This is a genomic window from Porphyromonas sp. COT-108 OH2963, assembly GCF_000768895.1.
GTDB lineage: Bacteria > Bacteroidota > Bacteroidia > Bacteroidales > Porphyromonadaceae > Porphyromonas_A > Porphyromonas_A canoris.
This window is the reverse complement of the sequence record NZ_JRAP01000012.1, coordinates 1-12,097: the sequence shown is the minus strand read 5'-3', so window position 1 is coordinate 12,097 and position 12,097 is coordinate 1. Positions and strand designations below refer to the sequence as shown.

The 12,097-nt window shown below is 43.5% G+C and carries 12 protein-coding genes; 10 read left to right on the top strand and 2 right to left on the bottom strand.

Features of this window, described 5'->3' with window-relative positions; genetic code table 11:
* Window positions 1-427 precede the first annotated feature (427 nt).
* Together gcvT and pepT are read right to left on the bottom strand one after the other, a co-directional pair.
* A complete protein-coding gene (gene gcvT, locus HQ39_RS06530; protein WP_036864845.1) occupies window positions 428-1,516 on the bottom strand; it encodes a glycine cleavage system aminomethyltransferase GcvT in 1,089 nt (362 codons plus the stop codon).
* A gap of 39 nt (window positions 1,517-1,555) precedes the next feature.
* A complete protein-coding gene (gene pepT, locus HQ39_RS06525; protein WP_036790153.1) occupies window positions 1,556-2,794 on the bottom strand; it encodes a peptidase T in 1,239 nt (412 codons plus the stop codon).
* Window positions 2,795-2,920: 126 nt separating this feature from the next.
* Between pepT and HQ39_RS06520 the strand changes: the two genes are divergently transcribed.
* From HQ39_RS06520 to HQ39_RS06475, 10 genes are all read left to right on the top strand, one after another.
* Complete coding sequence (locus HQ39_RS06520; protein ID WP_036864843.1) at window positions 2,921-4,075, top strand: iron-containing alcohol dehydrogenase; 1,155 nt, start codon at window positions 2,921-2,923, stop codon at window positions 4,073-4,075.
* A 335-nt stretch (window positions 4,076-4,410) separates the two neighbouring features.
* Window positions 4,411-5,286: a helix-turn-helix transcriptional regulator gene (locus HQ39_RS09265; RefSeq protein WP_052089973.1), complete on the top strand. Its 876-nt coding sequence runs from the start codon at window positions 4,411-4,413 to the stop codon at window positions 5,284-5,286.
* 159 nt (window positions 5,287-5,445) lie between these two features.
* Window positions 5,446-5,763 (top strand): 50S ribosomal protein L21, encoded by a 318-nt coding sequence (rplU, locus tag HQ39_RS06510; RefSeq protein ID WP_036864840.1) that lies wholly within the window; start codon window positions 5,446-5,448, stop codon window positions 5,761-5,763.
* Between the two features lie 43 nt (window positions 5,764-5,806).
* Window positions 5,807-6,058, top strand: coding sequence for a 50S ribosomal protein L27 (rpmA, locus tag HQ39_RS06505; protein WP_036790158.1), 252 nt, complete (start codon window positions 5,807-5,809; stop codon window positions 6,056-6,058).
* A gap of 185 nt (window positions 6,059-6,243) precedes the next feature.
* The gene (locus HQ39_RS06500) at window positions 6,244-6,822 is read left to right on the top strand and encodes a C40 family peptidase (protein WP_052079511.1); all 579 of its coding nucleotides are present in this window, start codon (window positions 6,244-6,246) and stop codon (window positions 6,820-6,822) included.
* A gap of 18 nt (window positions 6,823-6,840) precedes the next feature.
* Entirely contained in the window at window positions 6,841-7,518 is a 678-nt protein-coding gene (locus HQ39_RS06495; RefSeq protein ID WP_036864838.1) for an HAD family hydrolase, read from the top strand.
* A gap of 27 nt (window positions 7,519-7,545) precedes the next feature.
* The gene (locus tag HQ39_RS06490) at window positions 7,546-8,328 is read left to right on the top strand and encodes a TrmH family RNA methyltransferase (protein WP_036865086.1); all 783 of its coding nucleotides are present in this window, start codon (window positions 7,546-7,548) and stop codon (window positions 8,326-8,328) included.
* Window positions 8,325-9,038, top strand: coding sequence for an SAM-dependent methyltransferase (locus tag HQ39_RS06485; protein WP_036864837.1), 714 nt, complete (start codon window positions 8,325-8,327; stop codon window positions 9,036-9,038). Before HQ39_RS06490 ends, HQ39_RS06485 begins: the two co-directional genes overlap by 4 nt.
* Before the next feature lie 22 nt (window positions 9,039-9,060).
* Window positions 9,061-9,681 carry an L-threonylcarbamoyladenylate synthase gene (locus HQ39_RS06480; protein ID WP_036790164.1) on the top strand — a complete coding sequence of 207 codons (621 nt, stop codon included), beginning with the start codon at window positions 9,061-9,063 and terminating at the stop codon, window positions 9,679-9,681.
* Window positions 9,682-9,919: 238 nt separating this feature from the next.
* On the top strand, window positions 9,920-11,071 hold the full coding sequence (locus HQ39_RS06475) for a nucleoside recognition domain-containing protein (protein WP_036790166.1): 1,152 nt from the start codon (window positions 9,920-9,922) through the stop codon (window positions 11,069-11,071).
* Window positions 11,072-12,097: the final 1,026 nt, after the last annotated feature.

Below are 12,097 nucleotides of genomic sequence, written 5' to 3'. Positions count from 1 at the left end.
TTTTAAGAGGTTCTATTCGAGACAGAAACGCAGTCCTTCGGGCTGCGTTTTTTGTTTTGAGATTTCTTTTGCCTTATTCTTAAACTCCGGTTATCACTATCAAAAGTGGAGCTAAAAGGGTATAAAAGTTTCTTCAAAGCCGTTCAGAGTTGAAAATCAAGGCTTGATTTTTACGAATCAGGGTTTGATGGATAAAAAGCGGGACTTGATGTTTACACATCGGAGCTTGATTTTGAATTTTGAACAGGTTAAAGGGAAAAAATAAACGGGTTCGGGGGATTTTCTTAATACGTACAGGAAACATTACAATCCCATAAAGAGAAAGAGAGAGTCCGAAACCGGAACTCTCTCCTCCATATTAACCCAAATTTTTAGACAAGCAAAAAACGTAGCCGTCTAAGGGTCTTAGCAAGACCCTAATATCTTATTATTTGCGGAATGGCAGCTTTATCACCTTTGCTTCTATCTGCTTTCCACGAACCACAATGAATATCTTGGAGTCCGGAGCAGTGTAAGCTTTTTCCAAGTAACCGAGTCCGATACCTTTCTTCAAGGCAGGAGACATGGTGCCGGAAGTAACATGACCTATGATTTTGCCCTCTTCGTTTGCAATCTCATAGCCGTGACGAGGAATACCTTTGCCCACCATTTCAAATCCTGTAAGCTTCTTTTCGGGACCATTGATCTTGGTTGCTTCCAAGATCTCACGTGATGGAAGGTTCTTCTTGTCGTCGGTCAGCTTGGTTACCCAACCGAGTCCGGCTTCGAGCGGATTGGTTGTTTCGTCGATGTCGTTGCCATACAGACAGTAGCCCATCTCCAAACGAAGTGTGTCTCTTGCACCAAGACCGGTAGGCTTGATGCCTGCATCTTTTCCTGCTTCAAAGAGTGCATTCCAGATGGTAACGCCGTTTTCAGGGTAGAAGTATAGTTCAAAACCGCCTGCTCCGGTATAGCCGGTGTTGGAGATGATGACATTCTTCACGCCCGCAAACTCCCCTACTTCAAACGCGTAGAAAGGGATATTGTCAAGGTTTACCGAAGTGAGGCTTTGCAACACAGCCTTTGCCTTTGGTCCCTGTACGGCAAGGATACCGATGTTATCGGATCCGTTTTCGAGGATTACACCGTCCGTAGAGTGCTTTTGCAACCAGGCAAAGTCTTTCTCGATGTTGGAAGCGTTTACGGCAAGCATATACTTGCTCTCTTCGTAATGGTAGAGGATAAAGTCGTCTACAATACCTCCCTTATCGTTTGGCATATAGTTGTACTGCGCTTTGCCTACTGCCACCTTGGAGATGTCATTGCTACAAACATTCTGAAGAAAAGGTAGAGCGTTTGGCCCGGATACCCATAATGCTCCCATGTGAGAGACATCGAACACGCCCATGTTCTCGATAACATTGAGGTGCTCATCGGTAATGCCGCTGTATTCTATGGGCATGTTGAAGCCCGCGAATGGTGCCATCTTGGCGCCCAACGACTCATGAATGGATGTAAATGGGGTTGTTTTCATTTTGTTGTTGTATGTATATAAGTAATTTGTATGTAGTATCTATTTGGTTTGTTCGGCTGCAAGCTTGGCTATTTCACAAACAACCTCGTAGCTTTTAATGAGCGATGGAATGGGAATAAACTCATATCTGCCGTGGAAGTTGTGCCCGCCTGCAAAGATATTGGGGCAGGGCAGTCCCATGAAAGAGAGACGAGAGCCGTCCGTACCGCCTCTGATGGGCTTGATGTTCGGTGTTACTCCCACACGCTGCATCGCTTCGGAGGCAAGATTAACGATCTCCATGCGAGGTTCCACTATCTCACGCATATTATAATATTGGTCTTTCATCGAGAGCGTACACTTGGCTGTCGGGTATCTTTTATTGATTGTCTCCACGGCTTGAGTGAGTTGCTCTTTCATCTTTTCAAACTTCTCTCTGTCGTGATCTCGTATGATGTACTGTACGTTGGCATCTTCCACGCCTCCTTCTATCCCGATAAGGTGAAAGAATCCCTGGTATCCTTCCGTATTGGCAGGCGTGATGGGCGGAAGGAGCGAATTGAGTTCCATCGCCAAGAGGAGAGCGTTCACCATCTTGCCTTTGGCATATCCGGGATGCACATTGACGCCTCGTATGGCAATGGTTGCACCTGCCGCATTGAAGTTTTCATACTCCAACTCTCCTATTTCTCCACCATCGATGGTGTATGCAAAGTCTGCCTTGAACTTCTCTACGTCGAAAAAGTCTGCTCCGCGACCGATCTCTTCATCCGGCGTGAAGCCTACCCGGATGGTGCCGTGTTCTATCTCCGGATGCTCTTTGAAGTAGTGAAGCATCTGCATGATGGCTGCCACACCGGCTTTGTCATCGGCTCCCAAGAGAGTGTGTCCGTCCGTAACGATAAGCTCTTGCCCTTTATACCTGTTCATTTCGGGGAACATGGCAGGGGAGAGCAGGATCTGCTCTTTTTCGCAGAGTGTTATGGCTTCTCCCGTGAAGGGGACTATTCTTGGCTTGACATCCTTACCGCTCATGTCGGGAGCCGTATCCATGTGTGCCACAAAGCCTATGGTCGGAACTCCTTTCTTGCTTGTGTTGGCAGGAAGAGAAGCCATGAGGTAGCACTTGTCGTCTAATGAAATGTCTTCCAAACCGAGTGTCTCCAACTCCTCTTTGAGTAGCTTGGCAAGGTCGAACTGCTTCTTGGTGCTGGGGGTATCGTTTGAGGTAGGATCGCTCTTAGTATCTACAGATACATATCTTAAGAAACGCTCCACTATGGGATGATGAGTATTCATAATAATTTGTATTACGGTTTTACTGAACGGTCCAAGTATCTTTTATCGTACAAACATACTAAAAAAAGCATAGACCTGTCATATCTTTTGGCTATATTTGCTAAACACGAAAACATATATTGAACAATGAAGAATTTTTCTTTTCACAATCCTACTCGAATCGTTTTTGGCAAAGACTGTGTAGCCAAATTGAATAAGTTTATACCGGAAAAAGAGCGCGTTTTGGTCTGCTTCGGAGGTGGATCTGTCCGCTCCAATGGAGTCTATAATCAGGTAAAAGCTACTCTGTCGGGATATACGGTCCATGAGTTTTGGGGTATAGAGCCTAATCCATCAGTGGAAACTGTGCGTGCGGCTGTTGCGGAAGGGAAATCTTTTAATGCCACCTGCGTGCTGGCTGTGGGTGGTGGAAGTGTTCTTGATGCCTGTAAGCTGATAGCAGCAGCTCTTACAACGGATGCGGATCCATGGGAGATCACACGAGCCGGAGTATGTAAGACATATCTTCCTTTATATACGGTGCTTACGGTACCCGCAACAGGTTCGGAAATGAACAGTGGTGCGGTGATCTCGAATAAGGCGACGGGGGAGAAGTTTCCCGTCACTTGCGGTTTCCCCGTAGTATCATTCATGGATCCCTCTTTCTGCTTAACGCTGGGGCAGAGACAGCGTGCATGCGGTATTGCAGATGCTTATGTGCATGTCTTGGAACAGTATCTTACTTTTCCGCAAAGCGGTATCATGGACAGAATGGCAGAGGGTGTGCTGAAACAGTTGATAGATATTGCACCGAAATGCGTCAAGGAAGAGTTGGATTATGATACTGCTTCGGAATATATGCTGACGGCAACCATCGCTCTAAATGGATTCCTCGGCATGGGGGTGGTACCGGATTGGGCTACTCATTTTATCGGACATGAGATAACTGCTCTGACTTCTATCACTCATGCCGAAACGCTGACGATGATTTTGCCGCATCTGTGGTATGTTTTGCTTGACCATAAACAGGAAAAGCTGGCTCAGTATGCACGGCGAGTTTGGCATATTACAGATATAAAGGATGAAAGGAAGCTGGCTCTAAGGGCAATAGAGCGTACCGTAAAATTCTTCCGTGATTTAGGTCTAGCAACATCCATGCTTGAAAAAAATGTCGATCCGGAGGTGGGAAATGAAATTATTGAGCGTTTTTATAAAAGAAATACATCTTTGGGAGAAGGTCAAATATGTACTCCCGAACTGATAGAAGCTGTAATAAGACGATCGCAACAGGTGAAATTTTGAGAAGAATCAAGCTGAATAAATATTAAATTACCACCAAAAGTTTTCTTATTCGTGCTTTTTGCGTAATTTTGCAAAGCAGAAATTCTAAAGAGAGACACTATATGTAATTTCAGGAGGGGATGTGGCTGGGAATAAGGATGGTAAAAGCACTGTCCTTCTATTGTTACACTAAGTATTGTATAAGAATCAGTCAGTATTGTTCTGTATAATGGGACTTCCTCTCAGCTTGTTAGTTAAATGGAGGAGATCTCAATTAAAAATTTGATATAAAGTTATTACCCGTTTCCGGCTATCTCTATTGGTAATACAGATAACCGGAAAAACAGATGTTTAATATGGTACAAGAAAGATGTGTTCCGGATCTTCAACACCACTTTGAGTGTAAACACTATGAGCAAGAGTATTCCTGCTCTTTTGAGTGTGTAAGCGGAGAGGAAGGTAGTGTATTTTACGTGGATAGAAGCGACTTTTACGGTATCGTCTTCTTAAAGAGTGGTCGCCTGCGCTACTCGGATAGCGAAGAGAATAGTATTTTGTTGACAGAAAATACAATGGTCTTCATAGACAAGGTGGTCTCTTATGCTTTTACATTTGAATCCAATTGTGAATTGTATTATTTGCAATTTTATCGTCCGGCTCGCTTGTGCGAGAACTTTAATATAAGAGCTCTCAAATGTTATGCTCCGACTTCGTATGAAGTGTCTGTGCTGTCGATCGTAGAGCCTCTCAACGTTGCTCTCCAAAGTCTTAAGATGTACAGAGAAGATGGTTTGAAGTGTGGTGTCATAATGGATGCCAAACTTCGAGAAGTGTTCTTCGTTCTGAGATCTTATTATGAGAAAGAACCGCTGGCTTCTTTCCTCGCTCCTCTGCTCAGAGAAGAGATAGACTTCAAGGAGTTTGTTTTGACAAACTATCTGCGAGTGAATACGGTACAAGAGCTGGCACAGAAGAAAGGGATTACGTTGCGCCTGTTCAACAAACTGTTTAAGGAGGCATTCAATGCAACTCCTTACCAATGGATGTTGGAGCAAAAGGGCGAGGTGATAAAAGAACGCCTTTCAAGAAGAGAGGTGCCTTTTACAGATATAATAGAGGAGTTCGGCTTCTCTTCTCCTTCTCACTTTACGGTCTACTGCCGCAAGCAGTTCGGTGAAACGCCTTCAAGACTAAGAAAGAAGCTGATCCGGGAATCGAGAGAGGGGATTTGAGGCTTTCTGTTCCCAATTGTTTGTATGATACGTAAATAATACTTACCTTTGCAGCGAATTTCCCTTGTAGGGTCAGATAAGTAGAACTGTTCTCATGGTGCTTATACCGACCGAATAAGCTCACCCTCAAGGCTGCTAACTATACAATATAATATATAAATGTACGTAATTGTAGAGATGCAGGGCCAGCAGTTCAAAGTAGAACAAGGCCGCAGACTGTTTGTTCACCACATCGCAGATGTAAAAGCGGGAGCAACAGTAGAGTTTGATAAAGTCCTTTTGGTGGATGTCGATGGAGCTGTAAAAGTAGGAGCTCCGCACATAGAAGGCGCTAAGGTTGTATGCGAAGTAATCTCTCCATTGGTAAAGGGAGATAAGGTTCTTGTCTTTAAGAAGAAGAGAAGAAAAGGTTACCGCAGACTTAAAGGTCATCGTCAACAGTTTACAGAAGTTACTGTAAAAGAAGTGGTGGCATAACGTTTGTCCTATTTTTATACACTTAAAAGAAAGCATTTGAATCATGGCACATAAAAAAGGTGTAGGTAGTTCTAAGAACGGACGTGAGTCGGAAAGTAAACGACTTGGCGTTAAGATTTATGGTGGTCAAACTGTAAAGGCAGGAAATATCATCGTTCGTCAACGTGGTACAAAACATCACCCTGGTAATAATGTGGGTATGGGTAAAGATCACACTCTTTACGCTCTTACTGACGGAGTGGTAGTATTTACTCGTAAGAAAGACGATCGTTCGTTTGTTTCTGTTGCTCAATAAGAGAGTATAGGCAAACTCACGAACTCAAGACCAAATCTCCGGAAACTCTTGTCGGAAATGTCAAAGAGAAATGGAGAAGAGGCAGATATAAATATCATAATAAGGTCGCTCCCGAAAGAGTGACCTTATTGTGTTTATAGCAAATAGTGTTAGCAGTTTTGCTGATACCTTAAAGAGTCCCTCTCATGAATCGTAAAGTCTGGCTTTTTATCGTATGTCTGTATATTGTTACCGTGAGCTCTTGTAGAACAACAAAAGCTCCCGTTCAACATGTTACGTTTCCGCCCGAAGTGAGATTGTCTCAGATAGAGGCACGAGAAATGGCAAACCTTGCTCAAGAAATATCTGTAGAGATAGGTATGCCGGTTACTCAAGAAGACAATCTGCTGCTTTATGCTTTTATAGCCGATTGGAGAAACGTCCCTTACAGATATGGCAGTGTCGGGAAAAGAGGAACAGACTGTTCCGGTTTCGTGATGAGTCTTTATGAGGCGGTTTATCAAATTCCCATCGGACGAATGTCTGCCGCATCGCTTATGGATAAAACCGTTCCCATAGAAAGAGCCGAACTTAAAGAGGGAGATTTAGTCTTCTTTAATATCAATAACAGATCCGGAGGTCGAGCGTCTCATGTGGGTGTTTATCTGCGAAATGATCTTTTTGTGCACGCAGCCACTAAGACCGGTATTACCATAAGTTCGCTTTCGGAAAGATATTATAGCAGAACCTATTTGGGAGCAGGACGAATCAGAGAGAGAACTTAAAGCCTATACTATCCGGATATGTATCCCAAAGAAGTTTCTACAATACTGTTTGATATGGATGGTGTCCTCTTCAATACCATGCCTGTCCACGTTTCGTCTTGGCTGGAGACTACCAACAATTATGGACTGAAAGCCAAGCCGGAAGAGTTTTACCTGTTTGAAGGTCAGCCAGGAAGAGAAACCATTCGTCATCTATATCTGAGAACATTTCAGACAGAGCCGCCACAGCATCTTGTGGAAGAGATATACAGCTATAAGACTTCTCGCTTTATGGAGAGTGCGGATGTGAATACACTCATTCCGGGGATTACGGATATTTTTGAATTTGCCTCTCAAAAAAGATGGAACATAGGAGTGGTAACCGGAAGCTCTCAGCGAGCCTCTCTTGATAAGTTAAAGCATCATTTTGGAGAATATGTTTCCACCTCCCATATTGTCACAGGAGATGATGTGAAGAGGGGAAAGCCTTCTCCGGAACCATATCAGAAAGGCATGAAGATGTTTGAAGCACTTCCGGAGGAGACATTGGTTATAGAAAATGCTCCGTTCGGAATCCAAAGTGCATCCTTAGCCGGTGCTTATACAATAGCAGTTGCTACGGGTCCTATACATGATGAAGTGTTAAGAGAGAACGGAGCAGACAGGGTATTCCCCGATATGCCTGCTTTGAAGGAGTGGTTGCAGAGCCACTATTGATCGGAGTACCAATTTATGCAGAATCAGATGAAGCCGATAACGAACAACGAAGTCAAGCTGATCTCTTCTCTTCAACACGCTCGATATAGACACCGGCATGGATTTTTTGTGGCAGAGACATGGAAAGTAATCAAAGAGTTACTCCCTTATTTTGATCTCCATCTCATAGCTTGTCATCCCTCTTTCCCTATTCCGGACTCTGTTTCCCTGTCTTTTTCGGCAGTAAGAGAGATAGACGAAGTCCGGCTCAGGAAGTGTTCTTCTCTTCAAACACCGCGAGAAGCTGTTGCGGTATTCTCTTTGCCCTTACAGAAAGAGCTTGATTTTCAAACCCTACCTAAAGGTGTTATCCCTGTTTTAGATCGAATACAAGATCCTGGTAACATGGGCACTATCATCCGTTTGTGCGAGTGGCATGGTTGCTCTACTCTTATTTTGGGAGAGGGATGTGTGGATCCTTTTTCTCCCAAAGTGGTGCAGTCCTCCATGGGAGCTCTTGCAGGGGTAACGCTTTACAGAGATGTTGATCTGCCCGGTTGGATGTCTTTCAATAAAGATAAATCGACATCGGAGATTATTGCTACGGATATGACCGGCACGAGTCTTTACAAGTGGAAGCCGGAAAGGGATACCATCTTTCTCTTATTGGGAAATGAAGGAGGAGGACTCTCCTCCGAACTGAAGCAGTTGGCAGATCATACAATTACAATTCCCCGTTCCTCTCGCTCTTTTTCTGCCGAATCTCTCAATGTCGGAGTAGCTTCCGCCATCATATTGTCTCATCTTACGGCACACTCTTCATTATCGTGAAAGGAAAACTTTATCTTATTCCCTCCGCGCTGTCGGAAGTATCATCTTCCCATTATATCCCTCCATACAATATCGAGGTGATACGCAGTGTGAAGCACTTTATTGTGGAAAATGCTCGCACGGCAAGGCGTTTCTTGAAGTTTGCACTGCCGGAGCTGAATATCTCCGAGCTGGTTATAGTAGAGATGGATAAGCACAATCCTCAAGAAAGCGTTGCAGAGCTGGCAGAGCCACTGCTTCAAGAGTATAGTGTCGGACTGCTTTCCGAGGCAGGTTGTCCTGCCGTTGCCGATCCCGGATCTCGCATAGTGGAGTGGGCACACAAGAAAGGAGTAGAGGTGATACCTTTGGTGGGGCCCTCATCTATTCTGTTGGCACTTATGGGATCCGGCTTTAATGGGCAACGCTTTGCTTTCAAAGGCTATCTCCCGATAGATGATAGAGAAAGAGAATCGGTGTTAAAAGAGATGGAGCGAAGAATATCCAAAGAGGACGAAACCCAGATTTTTATAGAGACTCCATACCGTAACGTAAAATTGATAGAAGAGTTAGTCAGACAGCTTCCGGCGCAGCTGCGTTTATGTGTTGCCGTGAATCTGACGGACGACAAACAACAAAAAATAGTAACAAAAAGCCTTACCGAATGGAAGAAAGAGAAGGATCTCTCCGATTGGTTGCACAAACATCCTGCGATATTCCTTCTTTTTTAATCCTGACGAAAAATAAATCCTTATGTTAGTTAGAGTTTTTGAAGATAATCCCCAGAGCAGTGTTATCGCTCAAGTAGATGAGATTTTGTCTCACGGAGGAGTTGTCATCATGCCCTTGGATGGGCGTTATTGCCTTGTTGGAGACGCACTCCAGCCGCATGCAGTCCAGACTATTTGCGATATAAAAGGGCTTATCAAATCCGTTAAGACACCTTTGACCATTGTTTGTAAAGATCTTTCCCAGGCCAGTACCTATGCCAAGATAGACAATGCCTCTTTTTCCATCATGCGGCAGAATGTTCCCGGAGCATTTACTTTTGTATTGCCGGCGGGGGGAAGTCTGCCTAAGATTTTCAAGCAAAGGAAAGAAGTCGGTGTTCGTATCCCTCAAGGAGGTATCATTAACGCACTTTTTGCTCTCAGGGATGAGCCTCTCATTACGGCTTCTCTACCTTCTGCAAAAGCGGATGAAGATGAAGCATATCTTTACCATCCCGAACTTATAGAAGAGGAGTGGGGAGAAAAGGTGGATTTGATTCTGGATGCAGGAGAGGGAGCAATGGAGAGAACCACCATTGTCAGACTGATGGATCCGGACGAGATAGAGATTATAAGAGAAGGGGCAGGAGAGCTACAACTCTAACCCTAAGTTAAGAACAGATCCATTCTAACTTTTTAGAGGAAGAAAAAAGATATTAAAATTTGCACATCCTTCCGATTGCCGATTGCAAAAATAGTTGTTACTTTGCAGGCGATTTGGAGGATGTTTTTCTTTGGAAACTAAGCTTTTCGTTCACTCGAAAGGCATGCTGCAAATCCTTTACCTTTAGCCGGTAGAATCTTGAATCGAAAAAATATAATACGCTTATCTGAATAAATTTATGAATCCAACTTCCAAAAAGAATTCTCAATTCTTGCGTCACTTTTTAGAGGCAGGGATCTTTCTTTTGCTCTTCTTTGCTGTTTTCGGCTATATAGGCTCTCAGATGGGATTGGCAAATATGCTGAACACCATCATGAACACCTCTTTTCGTCTGCTTATAGATACCGTCTTCTACATCATGGGTATTACCGTATTGAGTGGTGCGCTCGGCAGTTTGTTGGTCGAGTTTCATGTGGTGGACATGCTGGAGCGTGTGCTCCGTCCGTTGATGCGTCCTGTCTACAATCTTCCGGGCGTCTCTGCTTTGGGTGGTATCCTGACATTCCTTTCGGACAATCCGGCTATCATCTCTCTTGCAAAGGATCGTAAGTTTTGCAGATACTTCAAGAAGTATCAGCTCGTATCCTTAACCAACTTCGGTACAGCCTTTGGAATGGGTCTTGTGGTTATTATTTTCATGGCGAGTAAAGGCTATGCATCGGGTGCTTTGGTCGGACTCTTTGGAGCACTTTGTGGTAGTATAATATCCACGCGACTCATGCAACGCTTTACTCTTAAACGGTATCCCGAAATGGACTCGGCGGTAGATCTCGAAGGCACCGAACACGTCGAAGCGGAAGAGAAAAAAGAGAATGCTTTTCTCCGTATGCTCAATGCTATTCTGGATGGAGGTAAGACAGGAGTGGACTTGGGTATCGCTATCATTCCCGGTGTACTCATTATCTCTACTGCGGTAATGATGCTGACAAATGGCCCTGGTGCGGATGGTGCTTTCAATGGAGACGCTTTTGAGGGAGTGGGATTGCTTCCTGCCTTGGCAGACAAAGTGGACTTCCTGTTCAAGTGGCTTTTCGGATTTGAAGACTCACGCCTTATAGCATTCCCGATAACAACGCTTGGAGCTGTTGGAGCTGCACTTGGCCTGGTGCCTAACTTTGCTGAGCAAGGAATATTGGACGGAAACGCCGTGGCGGTCTTCACTGCAATGGGTATGTGTTGGAGTGGTTTCCTAAGCACTCATACAGCCATGCTCGACTCTCTCGGCTACCGCAAGCTCATATCTCAAGCCATTGGAGCCCATGCCATTGGCGGTCTCATAGCAGGCGTTATTGCTCACTGGCTTTTCGTCTTGGTCAGCATGATCTTTTAAGTGGGTTTGTAATCAGTTTTTAATACCCGTATAGAGGCAAAATCGTATCACGATTTTGCCTCTTTTTGTTGGGAGCTTTTATATAAAAATGGAGTTGATAACGGCTCCTCTAAAAGTTTCTTCTTTCATCGTCTTTTGGGGTTGCTAAAAATTGGAGTTGCCTTATCTGTTTGTCGATTAGCTTATTACTGAAAATCAATTCTTCTGAACTTTTCTCCTCTCGGACGGATTTAGGGCTTGTTTTTGAGTTAATATGTGTTGAATTTTGAGTGGTTTGATGTAAATATTTTCTAATTTAAGAAGGTGCCGTAAAATCTCTTCTTTTGGTGTCTAAAAATCTAAATCATTAGAAATGAATACTATAAGGAAAATTCTAAACACGTTAATCGAATTCGGTAAACGTGTTTAATGAAATCACTAAACGTGTTTACTGAAAAATTAAACACGTTAAGCCGAAACAATATGCTCGTTTACTGTTTTTGATGACTTTTTCTGGTTAATAAATGTGAGTAAAACAAGGGCGATTTAACATTCTGATCAGCCTCTGAAAACAACCCTTTCGATCAAAATAGAGAGCAAGAAAAAAGTGAGCATTTTTCGGGATGGAATATATAAAAATGAAGTCTCCAAAAACGGATTCAAACCAACTCTTTTTATCGAAAAAAGTGGTTGAAGAAGTTTTTGAAGCAAAATCCTTGCTCTGAAAATAATTTTATGCAATTTGTTGTTTCATTCTTCTGTTTGATAAACAGGTGGTTGGGTGTTTCTTGTGGATATTTTTGCTGCTAAATTACTTGGAGGTATTTGTACGTTCAAGATATTCTTCCTACCTTTGCATTCGCTAACGGGAAATCCCGGTGGCAAAGACAAGATCATAGATATATTGGATACAAGATTTTCAACAAGTAGTACAAGGGAAGAATCTACATAAGTAGAGGACATTACCCGTCAACTATTACCTGGGAAATAGAGTAAGGATACTGAGCATAGGAATAAATAGAAACAAAATGACAAAGAAGAGTTTGA